Source organism: Paraburkholderia sp. GAS38 (assembly GCF_050434965.1).
Lineage (GTDB): Bacteria > Pseudomonadota > Gammaproteobacteria > Burkholderiales > Burkholderiaceae > Paraburkholderia > Paraburkholderia phenazinium_A.
The window spans coordinates 62,841-88,941 of record NZ_JBNDJO010000009.1 but is presented as its reverse complement, the minus strand read 5'-3'; the positions used below and the strand labels follow the sequence as shown (position 1 = coordinate 88,941).

Annotated in this window: 16 protein-coding genes; 4 read left to right on the top strand and 12 right to left on the bottom strand. The window is 61.8% G+C overall.

All coding sequences use genetic code 11. The annotated features are described in order from the left end of the window. The first annotated feature begins 138 nt into the window (after positions 1-138). The 3 genes from P3T42_RS21370 to pstS all read left to right on the top strand — a co-directional run bounded on the left by P3T42_RS21370 (position 139) and on the right by pstS (position 4,402). Complete coding sequence (locus P3T42_RS21370; RefSeq protein ID WP_074297735.1) at positions 139-1,536, top strand: MFS transporter; 1,398 nt, start codon at positions 139-141, stop codon at positions 1,534-1,536. Between the two features lie 217 nt (positions 1,537-1,753). After that, complete coding sequence (locus P3T42_RS21365; protein WP_429307169.1) at positions 1,754-3,241, top strand: MFS transporter; 1,488 nt, start codon at positions 1,754-1,756, stop codon at positions 3,239-3,241. A 69-nt stretch (positions 3,242-3,310) separates the two neighbouring features. Continuing rightward, on the top strand, positions 3,311-4,402 hold the full coding sequence (pstS, locus tag P3T42_RS21360; RefSeq protein WP_429307168.1) for a phosphate ABC transporter substrate-binding protein PstS: 1,092 nt from the start codon (positions 3,311-3,313) through the stop codon (positions 4,400-4,402). Between the two features lie 72 nt (positions 4,403-4,474). On the opposite strand, the gene P3T42_RS21355 is transcribed toward pstS, so the two are convergent. The 9 genes from P3T42_RS21355 to P3T42_RS21315 form a co-directional block, all read right to left on the bottom strand. Beyond that, positions 4,475-4,693: a hypothetical protein gene (locus P3T42_RS21355; protein WP_074297731.1), complete on the bottom strand. Its 219-nt coding sequence runs from the start codon at positions 4,691-4,693 to the stop codon at positions 4,475-4,477. 158 nt (positions 4,694-4,851) lie between these two features. Further along, positions 4,852-5,607, bottom strand: coding sequence for a hypothetical protein (locus P3T42_RS21350; protein ID WP_429307167.1), 756 nt, complete (start codon positions 5,605-5,607; stop codon positions 4,852-4,854). A 326-nt stretch (positions 5,608-5,933) separates the two neighbouring features. Further along, positions 5,934-7,688: a ShlB/FhaC/HecB family hemolysin secretion/activation protein gene (locus P3T42_RS21345; protein ID WP_429307166.1), complete on the bottom strand. Its 1,755-nt coding sequence runs from the start codon at positions 7,686-7,688 to the stop codon at positions 5,934-5,936. A gap of 356 nt (positions 7,689-8,044) precedes the next feature. Next, on the bottom strand, positions 8,045-8,512 hold the full coding sequence (locus tag P3T42_RS21340; protein ID WP_429307165.1) for a hypothetical protein: 468 nt from the start codon (positions 8,510-8,512) through the stop codon (positions 8,045-8,047). Next, positions 8,512-9,483 carry a hypothetical protein gene (locus P3T42_RS21335; RefSeq protein WP_429307164.1) on the bottom strand — a complete coding sequence of 324 codons (972 nt, stop codon included), beginning with the start codon at positions 9,481-9,483 and terminating at the stop codon, positions 8,512-8,514. The genes P3T42_RS21340 and P3T42_RS21335 overlap by 1 nt, the downstream gene beginning before the upstream one ends. Positions 9,484-10,485: 1,002 nt before the next feature. Further along, positions 10,486-10,623 carry a hypothetical protein gene (locus tag P3T42_RS21330; RefSeq protein WP_429307163.1) on the bottom strand — a complete coding sequence of 46 codons (138 nt, stop codon included), beginning with the start codon at positions 10,621-10,623 and terminating at the stop codon, positions 10,486-10,488. Between the two features lie 95 nt (positions 10,624-10,718). Continuing rightward, positions 10,719-11,039 carry a hypothetical protein gene (locus P3T42_RS21325; protein WP_201107746.1) on the bottom strand — a complete coding sequence of 107 codons (321 nt, stop codon included), beginning with the start codon at positions 11,037-11,039 and terminating at the stop codon, positions 10,719-10,721. A 4-nt stretch (positions 11,040-11,043) separates the two neighbouring features. Continuing rightward, complete coding sequence (locus P3T42_RS21320; RefSeq protein WP_429307162.1) at positions 11,044-19,545, bottom strand: hemagglutinin repeat-containing protein; 8,502 nt, start codon at positions 19,543-19,545, stop codon at positions 11,044-11,046. Positions 19,546-19,960: 415 nt separating this feature from the next. Further along, positions 19,961-20,500, bottom strand: coding sequence for a YbaK/EbsC family protein (locus P3T42_RS21315; RefSeq protein ID WP_429307161.1), 540 nt, complete (start codon positions 20,498-20,500; stop codon positions 19,961-19,963). 226 nt (positions 20,501-20,726) lie between these two features. Between P3T42_RS21315 and P3T42_RS21310 the strand changes: the two genes are divergently transcribed. Further along, positions 20,727-21,590, top strand: coding sequence for an alpha/beta hydrolase (locus P3T42_RS21310; protein WP_429307160.1), 864 nt, complete (start codon positions 20,727-20,729; stop codon positions 21,588-21,590). Positions 21,591-21,635: 45 nt separating this feature from the next. Here P3T42_RS21310 and P3T42_RS21305 read toward each other — a convergent pair whose 3' ends face one another. The 3 genes from P3T42_RS21305 to P3T42_RS21295 all read right to left on the bottom strand — a co-directional run bounded on the left by P3T42_RS21305 (position 21,636) and on the right by P3T42_RS21295 (position 26,086). Further along, on the bottom strand, positions 21,636-21,938 hold the full coding sequence (locus P3T42_RS21305; protein ID WP_074297725.1) for a hypothetical protein: 303 nt from the start codon (positions 21,936-21,938) through the stop codon (positions 21,636-21,638). Between the two features lie 181 nt (positions 21,939-22,119). Further along, complete coding sequence (locus P3T42_RS21300) at positions 22,120-23,682, bottom strand: methyl-accepting chemotaxis protein (protein WP_429307159.1); 1,563 nt, start codon at positions 23,680-23,682, stop codon at positions 22,120-22,122. 82 nt (positions 23,683-23,764) lie between these two features. Then, entirely contained in the window at positions 23,765-26,086 is a 2,322-nt protein-coding gene (locus P3T42_RS21295; protein ID WP_429307158.1) for an EAL domain-containing protein, read from the bottom strand. Between the last annotated feature and the right edge of the window lie 15 nt (positions 26,087-26,101).

The window sequence follows — 26,101 nt, the reverse complement described above, 5'->3', positions numbered from 1 at the left end:
GGGTGCCTCGAAGGTCAAGATCCGTCCGAGCGTTCGCAAAACGCGCTTCCGGTTCATGTAGGGAACACTTCAGCGCAATTCCACGCGTTCCGATGCCATAATCGGCACTTCGCAGGCCCTCCGCTGACCGTTTCACCCATGACACTTGTCCAGAAAGCGCTTCTTGCCCCGCTCATCGTCGCGTGCGCGATGTTCATGGAAAGTGTCGATGCGAATGTGATCGTGACCGCCCTGCCCTCGATGGCACGGGACTTCGGCCGCGATCCGGTCACCCTCAAGATCGCCGTCACCAGCTATGTGCTGGGCCTCGGCGTCTTCATCCCCGTGTGCGGCTGGCTCGCCGACCGCTTCGGCGCCCGCACCGTGTTTCGCACCGCCATCGGCATTTTCGTGGCCGGTTCGCTGCTGTGCGCGGCATCCAGCTCGCTCGCCACCTTCACCGTGGCCCGCTTCATCCAGGGCGTGGGCGGCGCGATGATGGTGCCGGTCGGGCGCATCATCATCTTCCGCGTGGTACCCAAGTCCGAGTTCATTCGCGCGATGAACTACCTGAGCGTGCCCGCCATGCTCGGGCCTGCCGCCGGTCCGCTGCTGGGCGGCTTCATCACCACGTATCTGCATTGGCGGCTGATTTTCTTCATCAACGTGCCGGTCGGCGTGCTCGGCATTTATCTGACCAATCGCCATATCGTCAACACCCGTGAACCGCATCCCGGGCCGCTCGACTGGATCGGCTTCTTTCTCTCCGCCGGCGGCGCCTCGCTGTTTCTGCTGGGGCTGTCGCTGATCGGCGGGGAGATGATGTCGAACAGCAATGCGGTTGGCATGTGCCTGTGCGGCGCGTTCCTGCTTGCCTGCTACGTACCGTACGCGCTGCGCATCAAACTGCCGCTGCTCGATCTGCGCTTCCTGCGCATTCCCACCTTCCAGGCCAGCGTGGCCGGCGGGTCGCTGTTCCGGATCGGCCTCGGAGCCTTGCCGTTCCTGTTGCCGCTGCTGTTGCAGGAAGGGCTCGGCAAAAGCGCGTTCGAGTCCGGGCTGATTACCTGTGCCTCCGCCTTCGGCGGCATGTTCATGCGGACCATCGCGTCGTCGGTGTTGCGGCGCTACGGTTTTCGCGACGTGCTGGTCGTCAATGCCGCGCTGTCCGGCATCGCCATTGCGATCTGCGGTGCGTTCTTTCCGGGCACGCCCACCTGGCTCATCTGGTTCGTCGTGCTGCTCGGCGGGTTCTTTCCGGCGCTGCAGTTCACCAGTCTGAACTCGCTGACCTATGCGGAGATCGCAAGCCGCGATGTCGGCCGGGCAACGAGCCTCGGCAGCGTCGTACAGCAGATGTCGCTTGGCCTTGGCGTAACGGTCGGCGGCATTGTTCTGCAAATTTCGCAACTGCTGCATCACCATACGCATGTGGCCTGGACCGACTTCTGGCCGGCCTTCCTCGTCGTGGGGCTGTGCTCGTTCGCGTCCATCCCCGTGACGCTGCGCCTGCCGCATCGCGCGGGCGAGGAAATCTCGCGCGGCAGCCGCGGCTGATCCGATCCGTTAGCACTCCCGCAGAGAGCGGGGTTTTCCCTGGCGAGCGGCCCGCTGGTCGCGCCTGTCATCCGAACGACACCCACGCGCGGCAACATGGCCGCAGACATCGCCATTCCGCGCGAGGGTGCCGCGCCGCCCGTCGAAGCGGATGCATGCGACACGCCTTCCCCATCCCATCGCAAGCGCAATAGCAACACACCACCAGGAGATTGGTATGCAAGACGTGGCAGATCCCGACCGGTTGCAACGCGCCAGTGTGAAATCCGTCCAGCAGTACATCGACGAGCGGCCGATGTGGCCCGACGGCACGCATCTGCCTTCCGTGCCGATGACCGGCATGCAATGGCGCATCTGGGCGCTGGCGGCCGCCGGCAAATTCTTCGAAGGCTTCGTCGTCTTCATGACCGGTGTGGCGCTGCCGCTGATCTCGCGCGAATTCGGCATCGGCGCGGCGCAAAACGGTCTGATCAGCGCGGCCAGCCTGATGGGGATTCTGGTCGGCGCCGTGGGTCTGGGCGGCATGTCCGATTACTTCGGACGCAAGCGGATGTTCATTGTCGAGATGGTCATCTTCTGCGCGTTCCTGGTGCTGCTGGTGATGTGCACCAACTTCGTTTCGCTCGTGATCTGCCTGTTCGGTCTCGGTGTCGCGCTCGGTTGCGACTATCCGACCGCGCACATGATCATCTCCGAAAGCATCCCCAGTACAAGCCGCGGCAAGCTGGTGCTCGCCGCGTTCGGCTTCCAGGCGCTCGGCGCCCTGGGCGGTACCGCCGTGGGCTTTCTCGTGCTCTCGACGATCCCGAACCTCGATGCATGGCGCTGGATGTACAGCACAGCGATCATCCCGGCGCTGGCGGTGACCGTTGGCCGTTTCTTCATCACCGAAAGCCCGAGCTGGCTGCATATCCGCGGCGCGGTGGATCGTGCCGAGGCGGCAGCGACACGCCTGCTGGTGCGCACGCCGCAGTATCCGACCAGCATCGCGCTGTCGCGCGAGATCGACAACGCCGCCACCGGCCACGGCGGCCAGGGCAGCTTTTTCGCGCTGTTCGCCAGGCGCAACCTGCGCGCCACGATCCTCGCCTCGGTGCCGTGGTTCCTGCAGGATCTGGGTACTTACGGGATCGGCATCTTCACGCCGACCATCCTCGGCGCCGCATTTGGCGCCAAGCAGGACCACGTGCGCAGCATCACCGACCTGATCCTCAACGACATCCTCGCCGCCAAGGGCGCTGCGCTGATCACGATGCTGCTGATTGTAGGGATCATCTTCGCGGTCATCCTCGCGGACAAGGTGGGACGCATCTGGCTGCAGGTGGTCGGCTTCATCGGTTGCGCGGCCGGCCTGCTGCTTGCTTCGTTCTCCGATGGATTCGAAGGCTCCACCCGGACCGTCATCATCTTCGCCGGGTTCATGCTGTTCAACTTCATGACTAACCTGGGACCGAACGCGCAGACCTATCTGCTGGCGGGCGAAGTGTTCCCGACCGCGATTCGCGGCACCGGCGCCGGTTTTGCGGCCGCCGTCGGCAAGATCGGCGCGGTGGCGACGGCGTTCCTGTTTCCCATACTGCTGACCGGTATCGGCACCGGCCCGCTGCTCTACATTCTCGTGGGTACGTCGATTCTCGGCGCCGTGGTGACGTGGATCTTCCGCATCGAAACGAATGGTGTGAGCCTCGACGAGATTGGGCACTAACCCGTCCACGCATCGTCCAGGCGGCTTCAACCACAAGATGGCTTCCCAAGTAATGCGACGGAGAGAGGCATGACTCACCACGTTAAGAATCCGGTACTGCGCCTTCGCTGGCGGCATTGGGCCGCAGCGCCGCTGTGCGTTGCAACGCTTGCGCTGATGACGGGCGCATTTGCCAATGCGCAGGACCTCACGCTGACCGAAACGGGCTCGACCCTGCTGTACCCGCTTTTCACGACCTGGGTGGATGCGTATACCCGGTCGCATCCGGGCGTCCACATTAACGTGGCGGGAACCGGCTCGGAGGCCGGTATCCAGCAGGTGCTGGCGGGCAAGGTGCTGATCGGCGCGTCGGATGCGTATATGTCCGATGCCGAGATGCGGCAACATCCGCAGATCATCAACGTGCCGCTGGCGATTGCCGCGCAGACCGTCAACTACAACCTGCCCGGTCTTGACGCAACGCATCTCAAGCTGGATGGACCAGTGCTCGCCGGGATCTACAACGGCGCGATTCGCACCTGGGACGCGCCGCAGATCGCGGCGCTCAATCCGGGCGTCGCGCTGCCGCATCATGCGATCGTGCCGATCCACCGCGCCGAAGGCTCCGGCGATACGTTCGTGTTCACACAGTTCCTGTCGTTCGCGACGCCGGACTGGGAAAACGACAAGGGCTACGGCACGACGATCGCGTGGCCAAACGTGCCGGGTAGCGCGACGGCCGTGGGTAACGCGGGGATGGTGCAGGCCTTGCAGTCGACGCCGTATTCGATCGGCTATGTCGGCGTCAGCTTCTCCGACAAGCTGGCCGCCGCGCAGCTAGGTACCGTCGCGCTCAAGAACGGCGCCGGCGAATTCGTGCTGCCCACCAAGGAGACGATCACGGCGGGCGCCGCGTCGCTGGGTCCGCGCACACCGGCTGATGAGAGGCTCAGTCTCGTATATGCGCCGGCCTCGGGTGCCTACCCGCTCGTCAACTATGAGTATGCGGTGGTGTCGACGAAGCAGGCGGATCCAGCGACGGCTGCAGCGTTGCGCCGCTTCTTGCTGTGGTCGATCGTGCCGTCAGAAACCAATGAAGCGTACCTCGATACGGTGCACTTCATTCCGCTGCCGCCGCATACGTGGGAACTGAGCCAGGCGCAGATTCAGTCGATCAGGTAAGCGGTTTGTGCTGTCCGGAGGGTGCGCTCGGTTCGGGCGCGCCTTCCGGCCCATACACAGTCACACGGCTAATCAGTGACCGCTGTGCAGATGCGCTGCCTTCTTGGCGGCATGCTCGGCGTGCTCGCTCGCATGCAGGCCATGACCGTGCGCGAGATGCGCATGATGGCTGGCCGCCTCGTGATCGCCCGACTCGGCATGCTTCGCCGCTTCGCGATGGTGCCTGGCGGCCGAATCGAGGTGCTTGGCTGCTTCGTGGTGATGGTGATGAACTTCGTGTTGATCGCTCATGGAAGTCTCCGGTATCTGCTACGAGGCCCGCTCCACGATAGGAGTGAGCCTGTCCACGATAGTGAAAAGCAGTGTCACTTGCGTGACCCCCGTCGCGGAATCCGACGGGGGGCGACTCTCCAGGCCAACGCGAAATGCGCAGCCGATACGACCCTACGTTACGACTGCGTCGGGCGGCCGGTCTTGACGGTTTCCAGCGCGGCAATCGCCGCCAGCAGACGATTCGACGTTGCGCCTTCGAGCAGCAGCAGACCCGCACGCAGCACTTCGCTCTTCTTCACCGACACGCCGGCGTCGAGGCATTTTTGCTTCAGGGCAGCGATTTTGTCGTAATCGGATTTGGGCATCGTGAAGCTGTCGCGGACGACTTTCTCTTTCTTCGTGACTTCTTTCTTTACGGTTTCCTTCTTCACCGCTTCTTTCTTCACCGCTTCTTGCTTCACCGCTTCTTTCTTCACCGCCTCTTTCTTCACCGCTTCTTTCTTCTTGCCGGCTTTTTTCGCGGTTTCCATTTTCGCAGCGTCCTTCTCCGCCGTGTCCTTCTTCGCGCGCTGGGGCTTGTCGGCCGCCACTACGCTAACCTCAGCCGCTTTCTCTTTCGCTGCGGTTCTGACTTTGGGCGCGGCCTTTTGCTTCGGTTCGGCTTTCGCCTTCGGGGCTGCCTTTTCCTTGGTGGCGGCTTCGGCCTTCGGTGCGGCCTTGTCTTTCGCTACAGCCTTCGCCTTCGGCGCAGCTTCTGCCTTCACAGCGGCCTTGCTGCCGCGCGACGCTTTCGGTGCTGCGGCCGCCTGCGCTTTCACGGTTGCTTCGACCGGTGCGGCGGCCTGGGCGTCATCCGTTGCGGTGGTCGCCGTTGCACCCTTCGGAAAGTGAAAGGCCTTCTTGGTCGGTTTTTTGATGCTGGGTTCGCTCATTGTCATCTCCATGTCATAAACAATATAAACAATATAAACAGTATATACGGTTTATATTGTTTGATCGATGCTTCGACATGTGGCAAACCCGCGCGCGCCGATTCGCAAGTTGTCCACACATTCTGTTCGTAAGGATGTGGATAACTCGCGGGCAAAGCGGGCAAGTGGTTGATCGCACTAGGATTGTTGGCGGTGCCTCAGACGCATCTCCGCATCCTGTCCGCCGCATCTAGCACATGGGCCGCGAAGCTTATCCGCAGATAACGCTCATTAATCTGGCGACAACCATCCCCTGCGCGATGTCCCTCGCGTTCCCCCACGACACGCTAGAACTGCGCCGTAGACTGCACCCCAACCGTCACACGCGAAGTCGGGAAGCCGCTGGGTTTGTAGACTGGCGTGCCGACGAACAGGTCATAGGAGATACCGACGAAGCGGGACGGCAAACCACCGCGGATGCCGATCACTGCACCCGCCAATTGTGTCCCGGCCAGAAACGCTGTGTTCGGTCCGAACACGCGCCCGTAGTCGACCCCGGCATACAGCGCCTGCCCGGTCTGGCAGATGGGCCATTGCAGTTCGTTGCGCCAGTAGAAACCTTTCTCTGCCGCCAGCATGGTTTCGCCGTCGAAGCCGCGCACGGTGTAGCGGCTGCCGATGGTGAGGTCGTCCAGATAGAACAACGCGTCGTTGGTGAATTGCGCGTGAACGCTCGTCACGTAGCGGACGCCCTGATTTGCGACGGAGAACGGCACCGACAGGTTCGCATCCAGCACGGCCATTTCGTAGCGGTAGGTCGGGCCGACCGGATACGGATCGGTGGTTGCGCCAAGTCCGCCGATGCCCTGACGGTACGCAAGCGTGCCGTCGAACTGGGACGCACCGAAGTAATGCCGGTCGGTCAGGCCCGCTTCGATGACCGTGTTATTGCGCCGCTGCTGCGGAATGTCGGTGTCGTCAATGAAGCTCTCACCGAAACGTTTCGATAGCTGGAACTCCACGCCGAGTACGTCGCTCTGGCTGCGGCTTAATACGCGCGCAAGCCTGACTGCGGCTGTCTGCGAATTACCGCTGGACACGAACGTCTGGTTCACGCCGGCAATGTTCTGGTAGTACGTGTTCGTGTTGCCGGACAGCGTGGCCGTCCAGTACCCCCATGGCACTGAGTACGAGCCGTTGAACCCATGCGAGCCGAGCGATTTGTTGCCGAACGATAGATCCTGGTTCGCGCCGACTGTGAATATGTCGTTCAGGCCGAGCGGATTGTCGATGCCGAGGCTCACGTTGCCCTGCCACTTGCCGGTTGCGTCCGTGCCTGAGTTATCGACGGATGCGACGAAGCTCCACGGTTTCGAGCGCTTCACGCTCACGACGACATCGCTTTCGCCTGGTGTGTCGGTCGGCTCGATCTTCATGTCCACGTCCTGCGACCCGACACGCTTCATCTGCTCCAGTCCCTGCTCAAGGTCGCGCAGGTCCAGCAGGTCGCCGTCGCTTACCGGGAATGCGGATTTCAGGGTGCCGCGCGTCGCAGGATCGGCTAAGCGGATCTGATGCACGACGCCAGGAACGAGCGCAAAGGTCAGCGTGCCGCTGGACAGGTCCTGCTGCGGGACGAGTATACGCGTGGTCACGTATCCACGGCTCAGGATCGCCTGCTGCAACCCCTTCGTCAGTGTGTCAATGCCGGCCTTGCCGACGCACTGGCCCCTGTAGTGGTCAAGCCATTCGCGCGCGAATGCAAACGGTTCCAATGATAGGGTTGAGGCTCCCTTGGTGCGTACAGCATCGGGCAGCGTCGTGGGGACATCGAGCAGAAATTTGCCGATACGGAAGCATGGTGTCTCGACCTGCAGCAGCGGATAGCCCTCGATCTCTGGCAGCGTCGAACGCACGGCGGGAGCCTGCACGGCTGCGTCACGCTTCTGTGCGTCGCGCTGCTGCTGGATCTGCTGGTTCTGCTCGGCATTGGCCCGTGCGGCGGCGGTTTCCTCGGCTGGCGTCGGCGCGTGCTGCGCGTTCGACGCGAGCGATACCAGGGCTGTGAGCGGCAGCGCCGCCAGCCTCTTTCGAATTTTCATAATTGATTGAATCTAGTGCTGACTACCAGCCGATACGTTTGCGTTCAAAAACCCAAGCTATGACGGCACAAAGGAGCGAGGCCAACTAAATAGGTCAGTAGATAACTCAAAAGCGCTTTCACGTCTCTCTCGAATCGAGGGCTCATTTTTTCTTCGGTAGGTACGGGGGAATGTTTCCGACACCAGCACTAACGGTCTCGGAGGTCAGGTTTGCGCTCGCTTCGTCGGCAAGTTTGGGACCTGTCGCCGCACGCGCTTTACCGTTCGAGGTAGTGTTTCCACTTGCACCTTGAGAGTCGTCACTGCCCCCACTAGAAATTGTAGCCGTGCTGGGTACATATCCCGATGTGACTTTCTCAGTGTGGTTTGGCCAACAACGAAGTGATGTCCTCGTCTGAGTCAACGGACAGGACGGGATCCTCATAACCTTCTATGTTGTCACTCAACCAGCGTTCTCCTGGTCGTTTGACATGGAACTTCGCAACGACACTAAATTCATCTGCGCTTACGATGGCAGTTAGGCATGTGGTCGGCCCCGACAGATTCCAAACACGAAAGACCTGTATTGCAAAGAGAACGGCTTGCGCAAGCGGCTGTTCCGCTTCGTAGTCTTCAATATGCAATGAATTCACGAAGCATTCGTAACCCGTGCAATCCCCCAAGGCCGACCTTGTAGCATTGGTTCTCGCTGAAAGGCTTCGAAGCACATGACAACCGTCATGAGTAACAAAGCCATTGTCTGCAATAGCCATTAGGGAAGGGTCAAGCGAACGATCCAACTGCAGACCGCTCAAGAGATTTCTCATGGTCTTATTTGTTTTCATCACGTACCTCCCAAGTACTTGTTAAGGCCTTTCTGGATTTCAGCATTGAAACCTGGATCGTTCAGGAGCTTGTTGACAGAGTTCGGTGCGTCTGGAAACGAGTTTGTACTAGGATCATATAGATACTTGTTCCCTAGACTGTCCTGATAGTGAATCTGCCCGGGGCGTTGGCCCGGATTCGGATTTTCCACATCGATTCGCTCTTTGCCATCCCCCTTCCAAATAGTTTTGCTGGCGAACTGTGCGCCGTCCGCACCAAGCATTGTATTGTTGCCTTCATTGGCGTTAGGCGATTGCCCGTCGTTTGCCAACGTTGCCGTATCGGGCACATACCCCGCCGGTCCAGGCACCGCAACCGGTGGCGACACAACACAACCGGCCGGACCACATGCAACCACCGGCGGCGTCACCACCGCACCGCGCCCCGCGCTCGCAAACTGGTCAGCAAGCCAGCTCCCGATGCCGGAGAGCACTGAACCCGTGCCACCCTCGCAACTGCCATTGTCGCAGTGTGCACGCGCGTTATACAGATCGACATTCGCACCACTGAACGAACCCGAATTCCCACCCACGAGTCCGCCCGCACTTCCGGCCAAGGCATTGGCCAGGATGTTGCCCAGCGTTCGGTTCGCATCGTCGTCACCGGTAGGATTCGCCCTGGTCACCGCGTTACTGATATCGTTTAGGTTCCCCGCCAGTACCGCCGACGTCGCCGCACCCGCGGCGCCACCCAACGCATTGCCGCCGCCGAGTGCGGCCACCAGTGCACCGCCTGCCGTGTGCATCGCCACGCGCGCGCTGCCACCCTCATCCCAGTTGCCAACTCCCGACACGAACTCCGTTGTCGAGAACGGCTTTGCCCCGACGCAATAACCACTTGCAAACGGATTTCGCCTGACACGGATCTGAGCCTGCAATTTTTTGCCCCGACGCGGGTTTTGGTCTAAAGACTCGAGTCTGCCAGAGGACACATTCCTCCCATCTCAATTACATCGCATCACGAACCAACTTCATCCCGCCAGGTTTGACGGCGCACGCAGTGCGACGGCAAACCCGGCGGAACTGGGCCGTCGTGTTGCGTCCACGCTGAACGCGAGGCACCGTATTTCGCGGATGTTTTCCAATGCCAGAGCCTCATGCTCAACTCAATGCAGTAGCGTAACGTCGTCCAACTTCGTCGATCTTGCTGCGTTCGCCTGTGGGACCCGAGTAGCAACGCCGCGCATTTGGCTTACCGGATATCGCGGATGCCGCTACCGTATTTCGCGGATGTTTTTGAGGCGCTAACCCCGGCAAGGCCGCGCAGCGCCCGTAGGGTTTGGCCTTGACGGCCACCGGTTTGACACGCTCGGACATGCGGTGCAAGACGACATGGCGGCTTGCGCCGCATGCAAAGCCGCGCTTTTGGTCGAGGTTGTTTTCCGTTACGCAGTAACGGCACATTTGGGGAGCCCCCTGGGGGCGGACGGGGAGGCAGGCTGCGAGCACGGAGCAAAGGCCGCACCGCGGCCGCAGCCCGAGCGGAGCAGATAGCCGGGTGGGCGGGGTTCACACCATGACTGGCCGCGGCGCGGCCCCTGACTTTTTCTTGCTCGTAGCGCCATGCCTGGCTTCGTTTGTACGCCAGGATTCCGGCCGGTTTATGGCCCTGACTGACTTGTGTGCGCAACGCTCACCCGGCGGGCCGGGGGCGCCAGACATAACGCAAATTAGCACCGTTTGGCGGGCCGGCAGAATGCAACGCATGGCGCGATGAGGGCCCGCCAAACGGTGCTAATTTCCAAGCAGTTATGGTAAATGGGCCGCAGGCCCATTTACCCCCGGCCCTCCAGGTTTCCGGCCGCAAGGCCGCGCTTGCCTTTTACGTTCTTCACTTCCTGCCAGCACAACCCGGCCGCGTTCGTGTCGATGGACGTTACCGCGTAACGCCCATCATTGCCTGACCGTTACCCGACCGTCACGCGCACGCCGGTCTACGTGCCGAAGTACGCGTCCCACTCCGGCGTGTCGAGTTCAATCCCTGCAAGCACGCGATCGTCTTCTGTCTTCACCAGCCGCTCCAGCATGTCCCGTTCCCACCCGGCCAGCGCGTGCGGATCGAGGTTCAGCACGGTAGGCTCGTCATCACGCCGGATTGAAACACGCCACAAACAGCAAACCCGGCCGTAGCCGGGTCTGCTGTTTCAGCAGTATGCGTTGTGGTGAATTAGCCCGCTTTAGGGCAAACAACGTGCTTCAGTTGCATTCGGCCTTCATGCTTGCGTGCTAACCAACCGAAGTCATTCACAACAATCGGCTGTCCGCAGACGAAGCACTGATTCGGCCATCCATGAGCACGCCAATTTGCGATTTCCTGGAACTCAACACCATGTGCATATGCAGTCCACTCTTGTCGAGACATACCTAAAGCCTCATGCACAGGAACATTCCGGCTCATATCTGTCAGGATCTCATTGAGAATGTCTTCGGCCTGCTCATCTGTGATCTGACCTTCAATAAGGTCTTGCAATACATTGTGTTTTTCCATGGCTTTAACGGTTATTCAGTTTTCGACCAGGAACGGCATCTTTGTACATATCACCCGACACTGGATCCATTGAACCCAAATGCACACCACGTTTGTTGTAAACCTCAATGTCGTTATGCGTGTAGTCCCATTCATAAAGCAGCTTTCCGTCTGTCTTTACACCGTTCCCAGCACTGTCAAGACCTTGCCAAACGGGACTGTCAGCTTTTGACGGATTAGCCTGACGAGCATCCCCCCCGTCGCTATCCCCGCTATTGAAGATAGCATTACCCGGCACGTACCCCGGCGTTCCCGGCGTTACAACCGACACGGCAGCACACAACGGCGGAACGGCACATACCGGAACCAGCGCTGCCGAACCACCGGCCGCCGGCGACTTCGAGTTGCCACCCGGCCCATTCAGATCGCTTGGATCAACATACGGCCCTTGCGGACCATTCGCGTTCACCAACGCCGCGAACTGGTTCGCCAGGTTCTCCGCGCCACGTCCCGCGCTCGCGAACTGATCGCCAATCCAGCCAAGCGCCGAATTCGCCGTGCTGCCCTGGCCGTCGCCGTTGCCCGTGCTTCGATTGTAGAGATCCGCATTGCTCGCCGTGAATGCGCCCGTGGTCCTGCCAATCAGGAACCCGCCCGTACCCGCCACAACGTTGGACAGCACATTACCCGTCATCTGCGCCGCATCGCCACCACCCAGCGCGTCACGCGTGCCGTTGGCCAGCGGGTTCAGATCCCCTGCCGCCGACGCCGCGATACCCGCACCCGCCGCACCTTGTGCCGCGCTTCCGATGCTGCCGCCACCCAGACCGGCGACGAGTGCGCCTCCGGCTATGTGCATCCCAATCCGGTACTTACCACCCTCATCCCACACCGCAATGCCCGCCTGATCGCCCGCATCCCGAGCCTCCTGCAGACGCCGGTTCGCATAGGTGCCGATCTGCGTCGCCACTGCCTGACCGGCCGCGCTCGCCGCATTCATCATGTCGGCCTGCCGCTCCATCAGGTTGTTCAGGTCCGGCGTTTTCGTAACCATCGCATTCGTGTCCGACGTGTCGCGGTTCAGGCTCGCCACGTCCTGCGTCTGATGGTCAGTGTCAGTGATATTGATCGCGCCGGCGCTCACGCCGCTGCGTGTCGTCGCGCTGTCACTGCCACTGTCGTGCTGGCTAAGGGCAGGCGTGATACCGCCCGAGTTCGGCACCGAGGCCGGTCCAACCACCTTGTCCGGCAAGCCCATTGAAGCGCCGGCCGAGATCCCGCCGCTTTTCGCGTGGTAGCTAGAGTTGTTCTCGATATCGCTGAAGGTCAGCGTGCCCGTTGTCAGATTGTTTTTATCTCGCGTCGCTGTGCTTGCAATCGTTGCCCCAGTCAGGTCGGTGTCGCCCTTGACACTGATGTTGAACCCGCCGTCACCCGCCTGGATGCCAGCCTGTTCGTTCACGCCCGCGTAGCTGCCGTTGGCGTTCGCGTTGGTATGGCTGAAACTCGCGCTGCCGCCGCCCTGGCTGATCGCAAATCCGCCACCCGTGCCTTCCTGACGCGCGGTGCTCGACATCATGTCCTGCACGCTCACGATGTTCAGGTTGCCGCCGACATCGGCGTTCACCTGGCGACCGTTGATGTTCGATCCGATTATGTTGGTGTCACCACCCGAAATGATCATCGCGGTGTTGGCCGCCGTCACATGCGTGTTGTTCTGCATGGCGGCATCGCGGTTGTCACTGCCATATGCCTTCGACATCGACGCGTCCACGCCCCAGCCCTGCGTGCCATAGGAGATACCCACGCTCGCGCTGCTGAACTCGTTGCTGCTGCGCGTCGAGTCGGTATCGGTCGTGTTCACGAGATTGACCTGATTCTTTGCCGCCAGGATCACGTCGTTCGCGTTCACATTCGAACCTGCAACTGTCAGGTTGCCGCTTCCCGGTGTGCCCGCGTTGTCACCCCCGCCGGTCGCGACGAACGCTGCCGTGCCGCCCGCCGTGACGCTTGAGCCGCGATGGGTCGTGCTGTCTTCCGTGTTGGTGTTCTTGCTGTGGCTGCTGCCGTAACTGAGTTCGATCTTTGCTTCCGGCTTCTCGCCGCCGGCAAGCGCGCCCGCTGCGGCCCCGCCTGCGCTGATTGCATCCACCGCGCTACCTGCCGTCGCCATGCCGTGCAACGCCGCAGCACGGTCATCCTGACTGTGGCTCGCCGCATGTGCCTGGTCAATCGTGTTGGACACCGCGTCAATCACCGGAGCCTTGATCACGAGCGTAAAGCCGCTCTGTTTGACCTCGTGCGTCTCGTCGTGGTGCATCGCATCGACGGCAGAGTCAATCGTGACGTTCGCGCCGGTGCCGGTGACATTCTGCGTGGCAACCAGATCACTACCCGTTACATGCAGTTCGTTGCCTGCGGTGATGTTCAGACTGCCGTTCAGCGACCCGACCGTGCTGCCCGTGTTCGTTACGTGTGCGTCATTGGCAGTGTCAGTCTGAGTCGTGCTGCCCACCGAAATACCGATCCCGCCGCCCGTGGCAAGGCCGGACTCATGCTTCTGGTAGTAGCTTGATGTGGTCTGCGTGTCCTGCGAGGTCGTGATATTCACGTTGCCCGCTGCCGCCAGACTCACGTCGTTCGTGCCTGCGATGGTCGAACCTTTCACGCTCAGGTCGCGGCCCGCGCTGACCGTGACCGTATCTCCGGACACGGTGCTTCCCACGCCGATGTTCGCCTGCGTGTTCTGCATCGTGTCGGTGGTCGAGCCATGCACAAAGCTGCCACGCTTCGATTCGGTGGCCGAGTACGAATCGTGCTCCTCGCGGCCTTCGCTAATGTTCACGTCACCCGTGGCCGCAATGGTTGCTGCACCGTTGCCCGTCGCCAGCGACGAACCCGTGAGCGTGACGTTACCCCTGCCGGGATCGGCGCTCAGGGCTGCGAGCGTCGCATTGCCGCCTGCGCTGATGTTGGTTCCGACTGCCTGCTCGTCGTAGCCGCTGTCAGCCTGCCTGCGGGTTTTATCGTCCGTTGCGACATTGTTGTAGGTTGCAGTGTTCGTGACGGTCGTTGCCGTCAGGTTACCGCCCGCGACCACGGCTATGTCACCACCCGCGCTGACCGTCGCCCCCTTGAGCGTCGTATCGTTGCCGCTCTGCATCGCAAGACTGCCGCCAGCGCTGATGCCGCTGGTCTGATTGAGCGTGCGGCTGGCTTCCCAATGATGGTCCGCATTCTTCGTCACCGACTGCGATGTGTCCGACTGCACGGTATCCACCGTGATGTCGTACCCTGCCGCGATCTGAGCATTACCACCCACAGCGATGCTCGCACCGTGAACCACGAGGTCATTGCCCGCCACGACAAGCAGATCGCCCGTCGATGCAATCATGCCCTGTGCACCGAGCAGGCTCTGGCTGACCTTGCTGTTGCCGACCGCCGAACTGACATCCACGGCATCCACCAGCGTCGTGTTCGCGATGTCATGACCGGCTAGCACGGCAACCCGGTTGCCGGTGATGCGTCCCGAAGCGTTCACCACGTCATTCGTCGCGGAAACCACGGTCGTGCCGGTGTCTGCGCTGCTGATCGAGCCGCCCCGGTTCACGATGTTGGTCGCAGCGACAACGGTTTGTGTACCACCCTTGATGACACCTGAGTTCGTCGCGCTGCCCGTAGCGTGAATCTCCACATCATCGGCAGCAATCAGCGCACCGGTCGGCTGCAGGTCGTTCGTGTGGGTCTGAGCCAGATAGACAACCGGGGCCAGCACCTGCTGCGTGCTGCCGTCCGGCAACGTGACGCTCTGGCTGACCAGCCAAACGATATCGCTCGTAAGCGCGTCCATCTGTGCAGCAGTCAGCGCCAGTCCCGGTTCAAGATTGAATTCCTTCGCGACGTTCACACCGTTGTTCATCAGCGCGCGATATTCGTCCTCGTTGCTGGTGTAGCCCTGCAGATAGACGCGCCCCGTGAGTCGCGTGATCTGGTTGCACACCATCTGTTCTTCGTACACGCCGTCGCCCAGCCTCTTGATGGTCTTCGACGGGTCGAGGCCGAGCGCCCCCAGCATGTAGTCGCTCGATATGAAACTCGTGTAACTCGTCAATCGCGGATCGGTAACGACGAGATATGACGCGCCTGGGGCCGTGTTGAACGTGTACAGTCCACTCGACGGCAGCGTGATACTGAGCGCGCCGCCCGGTCCTGCGATGGACTGCGGCGCGTTGATGGTCTGCGTCTGGCCGGTTGCAAGGTTGACCATCTGCGCGCCGCTGCCCGTGATGCCATCCACGGTGCCGTTCGCACCAAGCGTGCCGCCCGTCGCACCGGTCGCGGAGGTTGCCGCCGCTACGTTCGTGTTGTTAATGTCGGTCGCGCTGATCTGCACCGAGTTGTTCGCGATGATAGTGCCGCCCGTGCCGCCGATTGCAAACGGGGAGAGGACAATCGACGGCTCAACCACGGTGCTGACATCGCGCGAAATGTTCTCGTTCCATGCGTAGGTCGAAACGATGTCCTGCCTCTGGTACTGATAGAGCGTCTGGCCGATGTTGTTGACGAGTGTGCCGCCATAGTTGCCGCTCGCCACATCGCCGGTCGCGTCGGCGCTGCCAATCTGGATCGATCCGCCTGCGCCAATGGCGCTGTACTCATTGTTCAGCGTGCCGACGTTCGCGAGCACCATGTTGCCGCCCGCCATGATCTGCGCCTGCTGCGCCTGCGGCCCCGTTACCTGGTCCTGCTGCGTGGTGGTCGTCGTGTCGCGGGCGATCTCGACGCGCTGGTAACCCTTATGCGCGTCGTTGCGCGATGCGTATTCGGTGCCAGTATCGTAATTGACGTTCGGATCGTAGCCGTCCCAGTAGCTGACGGTGATCGTGCCGTCAGTGTTAGCCGTCAGCGTGTTGTAGTAGATCGTCTGCGGCTGGCCGTTAATGTTCACAACCAGCACCTTGTCGGTCGCATTCGGACCGGACGTCTGCGACACAACATCTGCGCTGGAGAAGGTCGTGTCGAGCGGCGCAAGATAGCCGTTGTCCCACATGGCCTGCGTACAGTAACCCTTGTCGGCATTCGTCGTTGTACAGGCCATGTACTTCGAGCGCTTGGTCTGGTGGACCGTATCGACACCGGTTGTCACCGTCTCGACGGTGGGCGCGGGGCGCGTGTTGGTCAGCGTCTGCGCGGCGACCTCGATGTTGGCCTGTGCCTCGATAGTGGACTGGTCGTTGGTAACGGAGTTGCTGCGGTTCGCGAGCAGGCCGTTCGCATCGCGGGTGGCGTCCGCAGCGATGTTGATGTCACCGAGGCTGAAAATGTTCGCGCCGCCCGTGTTGGAGATATCGCCAGGCGAGTACAGGTTCACGACCGACGCCGCCGCAATCGCAGCGGCCGCGCCCGTGTTGGCAATGGAACCGGCATTCAGCGTGACGGTGTTGCCGACAATCGTTGCGGTGTTGGTCAGGGACGCGCTGTGTGTCGTCACCGAATCGCCTTCGATGCGGCCCGCGTTGGTGATGGCGTTCGCCGCATTGACCGTGGTGTCTGACGAGTTCAGGTCCGCGCCGGTCTGGTTGTCCACGTTCGCTGCGTTCACCGTCAGCGCATTCACCGCACCGAGCGTGCCCTGGTTCGTGAAGCTGCCCGCAATCGTGAACGTCAGGTCGTGGTTAGCCTGAATCTGATTGCTGCCGGTGAGCGTGTAGTCGCCGTTGACCGTGACCGCACCGTCATTCCCGGCGATGATCCTGCCATCGCCCGTGAGCTGGCTGGTCGTGACGCTCAGGTTCCGGTCGCTGCCAATCGCGCCATTCTGGTTCGCCAGCGTGCCCGCATTGACGGATACCGAGCCGCCGCTGCCCGTGTCGTTGCCGATACGGCCCGACGTGTTATCGAGCGAAGCCGCGTTCAGCGCAATCGCACCGTTCCCGTGGATCGAACCGCCCGCATTACCGATGCTGCCACCCGATACCGACACATTTCCGTTGCCGACAATCAGGCCGTTGGCCGTGTTTGCGACCTCGCCGCTGGCGGCAACGGTCGTCGCACCGGTGCCACCGTTGGCGATGGAGCCGCCATCATTGGCAACCGACTGCGCGGAGACGGACAGCGTGTCGTCCGCCTGGATCCTTCCGCCCGCGTTGTTCAGCGCGCCCGTGTCCGTTACCGAAACGCTCCGTGCGCCAACATAGCCGCCCGCGCTGTTGTCCAATGAGGCAGCGTGGAGTGTCGCACCAGTCTGTGCGGCCAGCGTGCCGCCACGGTTCGATATGGCACCCGAATGGACATCGAGTGCACCATTTGTCGCAATCGTGCCGCCACTGTTCGAAAGCGTACCGGTATTGACCGACAGCGTGCCGGTGCCGGAACTGGCAATCGCGCCATCGTCATTGACCAGCGCAGCGGGGCCGAGTGCAAGGCCGTCGCTGTTGGTCTGGAGCGTGCCGCCCGAATTGTCGAGCGTGCCGGTTACATCAACGGTCGTCGCGCCGGTGCCCGTCTGCGTGATGCCGCCGCCGTGGTTGACGAGGTTCGTCGCATGCAGCGCGAGCTGGTCTGCACTGAGGTTGCCGTGGCTGTTGTCGAGGGTTGCCGCCGTCAGTGTCACAAGATGACCCGCCGCGATAGTGTTCGCATTCGTCAGCGTCGAACCTGCGGACAGCGTGACATTGCGGTTCGCAGCAAAGGTGCCGCTGTTGAACAGCGTCTGCACGGCGCTGGCGATCAGCGACTGCACCGCCGTGATCGAACCCGCGTTCACGATCTGTCCGGCCTGCACGGTCACATTGCCATTACCACCAATAGCGCCACCTGCGCCGTTGTTCAGCAGGCCACCCATCGCCAGCGTCAGCGCGTCCGCGCCCAGCGCTGCAACATGACCTCCCGTGTTGTCGAACGAACCTGCATTGACGGAGAGCGCGCCTGAGGACTGCGGCGTGCCGCTTTGGTCCTGCAAGTCACTTGTTGCTGCGACGTTGAGCGTACCGTCCGACACAATCTGCCCGTTACGGTTGGACAGAGCGCCCGCCGTGACGGTCTGCGCACCTCCTGAGGACAGTACACCGCCATCATTCGTGAGCGTCCCCGAGGCCCGCGTGTCCAGCGCGCCGCCCGCCGTCGTCGTTGCGCCCGACAGGTTCAGGTCGCCGTTGCCCGCCGCAAGCTGGAGCGAACCATTGGCCGAGGTACTGCTTCCGGCGAGATTGACTGACGAGCCATTCAGCACCGCATTGCCGCCCGCCGCGTTACGACCGGTCGCGGTAAGCGTGCCGCCAGCCGTCACAGAAAGGTCGCCCGCCTGCGCCAGACTGCCGTCGCCTTTCACACCCGCACCTAGCGTACCCGTCGATGCCACGCTGCCCGCATTGACGGTCGTGTTCTGCTGCGCGATCAGCATGCCACTGTTGGCAAGCGCGCCAGACGTGTTCGCCGTCACGCTCTGCAGCGCGTAGGTTGTCCCGCCATTGTCGATGCCGCCTGCTGCAGAGAGCGCCATGTTGCCGCTCGCATTGGTCCGTCCGGCAAGCGTCAGCAGCCCGTTGGTGCTCAGTACCAGGTCGCCTGCCTGCGCCGCGAGAACCCCTTTATTTGAGACGCCAACGCCATTCTCCGTGCCGACCAGAACAATCCTGTTCGCGTACATGCCGCCGAGCTGGCCCACGTCAATGGAGACACCCGGTGCCGGACCATCGCCCGCAATCGGCGTGGCATTGAGCGTCTCATGGCTGATGCTGTTCGCACCGGTCACGACATTCAGGTTCTTCGCATAGATTGCGGCGTTCGCCCGCACCGCGCGGGAAAGCAGGTCAACCTGATCGGTATCTCCCGCATTCAGCCCCGCGCCCTGGATGCTGATGTTGCCGCCCGCCACGTTAAAGCCCGAGAGCGAACCATCTGGCGCAAAGTTCGGGGTGCCCGTTGTCAGGATCGCGCGTGACGTATTGATAAAGCCGCCACCGTTCACGGAAATCCCGCTGCCGTTCGCGATCACGACTTCCGCGCGCTGGCCCGCTACTTCAAGATGCCCGTTGATCTGACTCGCCGCACCGCTGTTGACCTGGTTGACGATAATCTGCGCAGACTGCCCCGGCCCAAAATTCGGATTGCCTTCAATCGGACCGGCCTGCTGCGTCTGCGCGATCGTAGGCGAGTTGTTCAGAATGGCACCGTTCTTCTGCACGTCAAACTGGCCATACGTATTCACAGAAACGCCAGCGCCGGAGGGCCGGTTGATATTGACTTGAGGAAGACCATTCCGAGTCTGGATGACAGACGGACTACCCGGACCAGCAGGAACAATCTGGGCACTCGACCAGACTGGACTCAGCCCGAGTAAGACAAGGGCGGCGCGAGTAATCGGATGTAGCGTAAGGCGCGCGATGCAGGCACTGACACCAACGTAGGTGTGCCCGCAAGCGGCTATCTCTCCGAGCCCTTCGCATGCCGCCGAGGCCGTCTCCTCGACAGCAACAGGCATCTCTCTCACCCGGCTGAATACCAGCCGGTAATTGTTTTTATTCATTTACCAGTTCGTTATACGAATCAATCTGGCTTCGTAAACTACCGGCTATTCAGACCTCTCGTTAGTCCAGCGAGGTAAAGATTCGTCAAAAAACGCGTTTAAACAACGCCGATAGATGATTCAGATTTTTCGTATTTCACGGACGTACATTTCCGTGCAGGGCTGAAAGCCCCAAGAAGCGCGCAGCAAAGAAGCCAGGCGCCCATGCGGAAATGAAACGGGCGAAGGCTGGCGCGTGATGTTCGACAATTCGGAGAGGATAGATGCTTGCAGGATGCCCGCGTTGCGGGATTGATTTGTCCACAGTTTTCGTTCGTAAGGATGTGGATAACTCGCGGGCAAAGCGGGCAAGTGGTTGAAGCTAAGGGATATTTGCGGGGCGCGTTCGGGTTGCGCAGGGGGCGGCCCGCGCGGCTTATTCCTCGGCCAGCGTCAGCGCCGCAATCTCGCAGTTCCGCAAGCTGCGCAGCACAGCCGGTGCCAGCAGCAATTTGGCCGCACGCACACCGGCACCCATCACGACCTGCTCGCGCTCCATCACCGCCGCGTCGACGAGGATGCGCCAATCGTCCGGAACCCCGAACGCCGTGATACCGCCGAATTCCATGCCGCTATGTTCGACCGCGACCTCCCGCTTGGCGAACGAGAGCCGCTGCGCGCCGAGATGCGCCTTGACCGCACCGTTGATATCGAGCCGCAGCGAACCGAGCGTGACGATCGCGGCGTAGTGCTCGGCGCTGTCCTTCTTGTAGCGGATCACGATCGTGTTCGCGCAATCTTCCAGGCCGAAGCCGTAGCGCGCGCTGAAGGCGGCTGTGTCCGAAGCGTCGTCGCTGACGGCGAATACGATCACTTCGCCAGGCGGCAAATGGGCAATGACATGCGCCGGCAGATGCTCGGCAAGCTGGTCGGCTGCGATGACGTCCAGTTTCTGGAGGGATTCGTGTGAGTGCATGGCGGACAGGCGGTTTAACGTGACTCTATTCTAGCGGGTCGGTTTTCGACGTGCAGCGCGGGTCGTGCGTCACACATCATGATTGAGCGCCGGGCTCCCATACGCAGGAGATATGGCAACCGCCATTCACAGGTATTTTCAATTTGGCGCCGTGTCTCGTATCCTCGCCTTTGTCATCCACCTGGGCGACATGACGTTTTGCTGAACCCTGATCAAGAGGCGTTACGTGTTCTCGCTTAAAACTGCTTGCCTTCGCACAGCCCTCGTTGCCGCCACGCTTTGCGCGTTTGCGACTGCCACGACATACGCGTCCGATTTCGAACCGCATCACCACCACCCCGCGAACGAAGCAGCCATCGGCGTCGCATCGCAAGGCGGCGTACTGGTACGCGACCTGCCGCTCGAAGGCGGCGAGTTTCAACGCGTGCTGTACGACGCGCCGCCGTCGCAAGTGCGCGGCATCATCGTGATGCTTTCGGGCGGCGCCGACGATATCGGTATCGAGAAAGACGGCGTGATCAGGCACGGCGACAACTTCGTCGTCCGCTCGCGCGATCTTTGGACTGCCAGGGGTTACGGCGTCGTCCTCGTGGACGCTATCGATCACCAGTCGATGCGCGGCAAGCGCAGCACCGACGCCTATGCCGCCGTGACACGCGAAGTGGTCGCCTTCGCCCACGAGCAGGCCAACGCGCCCGTCTGGGTGATGGGCACGAGCCAGGGGTCGATTGCGGCCATGAATGCGGCCTCGCACGCGAGAGGCGAGGAACTCGCAGGCGTGATCCTGACCGAATCGGTATCGATCCTGGGCGCTTCGCACGAGACGGTATTCGATGCCCATCCGGAGGACGTCCACATCCCCGCGCTCGTGGTCGCGAACCGCGACGATCGCTGCAAGGTGGCCCCGCCGTCGATGGCTGACGCCATTGCGCAATCGATGCGCAACACCCACGCGACCGTCCTGTTCGTGCAAGGGGGCGAGGTACGCTCGTCGAACGAATGCGCGTCGCTGTCGCCGCACGGCTACTACGGTATCGAAGGCACCGTGGTCAACGATATCGCCGAGTGGATGGCACGCGTGGGCGCCTGACCGCAGTCGCGGCCGGCGCCCTCCTCGCCCAGCGGTCGACCAGCCTCAGCTATTCGACGGCGGCGCGTCCGCCGCATGCTGGTCCGGTTTGCAGTCCGTAGCATATTTCGCCATGAGCCGCGCGCGAGCGTCGGTGATGTCGAGCGAATAGTTGTCGATGGCCGGCCGGTAACCGACGGCCTCGAGTTCGGTCAGCTCGCGCATCATGTCACGGTGCGTCAATTCGCCGTTTGCCGGCTTGAACGGATAGCTGTTGCATTGGTGCGGGGTAAGCCGGTCCGAGGCCATGGCGCAGGCGCTAGCCATCATCAGCCCGAGGGGCAATGCGTACTTCAAGGGGGTCTTCATGAGCGTCTTCCTCCAGTTTGTCTGATCACACCCTTCGGCTAGACGGCCCGTGTTGCGCTAGCAAATGGGCCGGTGCAGAAGTTGCGCTTTCAGCATAGGCTGGACGGCTTGTCGTTGCCACTTCGAACGCGTGAAGGTTTTTTCATGTCCGCATAGGGGAGCAGGATTGCACCCGCCGGCATTACGTACCGTTGCTGACCGTAAAGACGGAAACCGCCCCGTCGAGGCGCGTCACCTGTTCGTCGAGCGACTGTGCGGCAGCCGCCGCCTCTTCGACCAGCGCCGCATTCTGCTGCGTCACCTGATCGATCTGACTGATCGCGACGTTGACTTCCTCGATACCGTGACCCTGCAAATCCGACGCCGTAGCGATCTCTTCGACAATGCCCGCGACCCGGCGTATTGCCTGTTGCACCTCCGCGGTGGCGCGACCCGCCTCTTGCGCCTGTTGTGAGCCCGACTGAATCGTGGCGACCGATTGCTCGATCAGATCCTTGATCTCCTTCGCGGCAGACGACGAACGTTGCGCAAGGCTACGGACCTCCGCCGCGACCACGGCGAAGCCCCGCCCTTCTTCGCCCGCGCGAGCCGCCTCAACCGCCGCATTCAGTGCGAGGATGTTGGTCTGAAAGGCCACGCCTTCGATCATCGAGATGATTTCCGCGATCCGCGAGGAGCTCGATGCGATTTCGTTCATCGTGCCGACCATCCGTTCGACCGCGAGATTCCCTTCATCGGAGATTCGCGTCGTGCTGATCGCAAGCGCATTGGCCTGGCGTGCGGCGTCGGCGTTTTGCTGCACGGTTGCCGTGAGCTCGCCCAGGTTGCTGGCCGTCTGTTGCAGCGACGCAGCCTGCTGTTCGGTCCGCGAAGACAGATCGAGGTTGCCGGCAGCAATCTGTTTCGACGCCACCCCGACCGCATCGCTCGACGAGCGTACCTCGGCGACGACGCCGGCCATCTGCTCGAGCAGGCTGTTCAATGCCGTTGCCGTGTGACCAATCTCGTCCATGCGCACCACGCTTGCGCGTTGCGACAGATCCAGCGACTCGCTGACCCGCTGCAGCGTGTCCTGCATCTGCCGCATACCCCGGCTGATGAGCCGATAGAGGCGCCCCCCCAGTATCCCGGTCAGCACGAGCGCTGCGCCGGCGATCGCGAGCATCAGGCTGAACGCGAGCCGGTACGCGTTTGCATTTTCTTCGCGCACGAGCTTGCCGCGCGCGATGTCCTCGCTCAGATGCTCGTGCAGGCCGTCGTTGAGCGCCAGCGCAGCGTTATGAACGGCGCCGCCGTCGTGAAGCATCGCGAGCGCGCCATCGCGGTCGCCCGCCTGCATCTTCTCGAAGAACGCGTCGCGGGCATCGCGGTAGGTGGCCATGCGGGCGCCGTCCGCCACGAACAGTTTTCGATCGGTGTCGTCGGAGACTTCCTGAGCCAGCGCGCGAGCCATCACTTCGTCGAACTGACGGTCCGACTCGGCAACCTCCCGCTTCATACCCGAACGGCTGGCGTCGTCGACACCGTCGACAACATAGCGGTAAACGGCAAGCCGCATGGCGGCAACGTCATCGAGCGCGGCCGATATCGATTTGAGGCTCGGTATCGTACGCGTCTCCAGCCCTTCGATGCGCTGATAGGACGCGTGAAGCTGCATCAATCCGTAGCCGCCGACCACCGCCAGCGCGAGCAGTGCGCCTCCGAGTGTCATGGCGAGCCAGCGAACAATCGTGATGTTTTTCATTGTCGTTACGCTCCTTCTTTTTTGTCCAGTCCGGTAACCGTCGCCACGTCAGCTTGACGACAGGCTCCGGCCGGCATGTCGTTCAGACTTCATCGGTTAAAGCGGCAGAGGCAACCGTTTCGGCCCACCTCGTTATCCACGACTCGATTCCGTCGGCGCTCAACGGCCGGCCCAGGTGATAGCCTTGCGCCACATCGCAATGCAAGGTTCGCAGCGTTTCGAGCGTCGTGGCGTCTTCTACACCTTCGGCGACTACGCGCAAACCCATGTTGTGCCCGAGCGCGATCGTCGAGCGCACAATAATTTCGTCGTCCGGATCGCTCACCATGCCCATCACAAATGAGCGGTCGATCTTGAGTTCATCGACAGGCATACGCTTCAGATAGGAAAGCGACGAATACCCGGTACCGAAATCGTCGATGGACAGGCGGATGCCGAGTCGATGCAAGCGATCGAGTATGGCGATTGCGTGTGCCGGGTCATCCATCAACGCACTTTCCGTAATCTCGAGCCACAGCCAGCGAGGCTCGACGCCGTGCTGCCGCAACAACGCTTCGAGTACATCGGGGAAATCCGCCTCGGCGAGATCGCGGGCGGAGACATTGACCGACACGCTGAGTGCGATCCCCTTTGCGTGCCAGGCTGCGCACTGGGAAATCGCTTCGCCTGCGACCCAGCGCGAGATCGAGCGAATGAAGCCGGTCTGCTCGGCGAACGGAATGAACTCTCCCGGCGGCACGACGCCCCTCACCGGATGCACCCAGCGCACCAGGGCTTCGACGTGCGACATGTCGTTGCTGGCGAGATCGACTTTGGGCTGGTAGTAGAGACGCAGCTCACCGTACTCGATTGCATGCCGCAATTCACTCATCAGCGACAGGCGTTCCTCGCCATAGCGCTCTTCGCTTTCATCGTACACAGACATGCCGGCATTGGTGCGCTTCGCCCGATACATGGCGACGTCTGCTCGCCGCAACAGTGAGTGCACGTCGCCGCCGTCGTCCGGGAAGATAACGATGCCGATGCTCGCGGCCACATCCACCACATGGGCCTCGATGACGATCGGCTCTTCGAGCGCTTTCAGCATCGCCTGGGCGATGCGCTGTGCAGTGCCCAGCTCGCCACCCGGCAGCAAGATGGCGAACTCGTCGCCGCCCAGTCTGGCAACCGTGTCTGTGTCGCCCGGGACACAGCGTATGAGGCGCTTGGCGACTTCGTGCAACAGCAGATCGCCGATGTGATGACCGAGCGTGTCGTTCACATATTTGAAGCGATCCATGTCCAGCATCATCACCGCAAGCGGACTGCGTTCCGGCGCGGCCATTTCGATGGCCTGCTGAAGACATTCGTTGAAAGCAACCCGGTTGGGCAATCCGGTCAGCCGGTCAACGTACGCCAGATCGGTGATGCGCGCCTCGCGCTCGGCGATGTCGTCGCGCATCTGACCGAATGCCGCCGCCAGCGCGCTGATTTCGTCTTTCTGCGCAATCTGGATCGGCGCGCTATAGTCGCCGCGGCCGATGCGTTGCGCGAAACGGGTCAGCTCGGCAAGCGGCCGTGTCACGCTACGCGCGGTCAGCGTCGCGCCGGCGATCGAGATGACGACACCGGCCAGCGTCAGCAGGAACAACGTCGATTGCAGCTTGCGATACGGCGCCATGGCTTCGTCAAGCGATGTCTGCAACACCGCAGCCACCGGCTGGTTCGACACCGCAAGCCAGACGATCCGCGATCCGAAACCTTCGTTGAGAGAGACACTCGCACTTTGCCGCTCGACCAGCGTCGCGGTGCGGCTTGCACGCTCAAGCGCGGTGCGTTGTTCAGCGGGCAGCGAGCTTGCGAGGACCGTCCATTGACCGCCGGCAGGCCGCGCGATGAACGACACGTGCAGCGATGCCACCTCCCGCATTTCTCGGGCAGCAATATCGTCGATCGCAAAGCCCATCGCGACCCATGCAATCGTCAACGGCGCTTTTACCGGAACAAGCACTAGTTCGTACGGCCGGCCATTGACTACGCCAATGATGGACGACGCATCTTTGTGCGTGGTGTGCTGAATCAGCAACGGAAACGGAAACGGCTTCCCCGCACTCGCCGGATCCCGGCTATCGGCGATCAGCTTGCCGTCGAGCCCGACCAGCATCACGATGTCGGCATGGATGCGGTCACCCTGATTCTGCAACGCTGACAGCACCGTCGTCTGATCGCGCAAGGCGACCGCTTCCCGGAAGCCGAAATCGGCTGCGACGACCGCCGCCGCCTGGTTCAGTTTTTCCGTATCCGATTGCAGGACCTTCCTGAACACGCGCTCGCCCATCGCCAACTGGGCGTCGACATGCGCGTGCGCCACCGACGCGATCACGCTACGGGTGGCCACAAACACCGCGGCTTGTATCGCCAGCATCAAGAGAACAAAGAC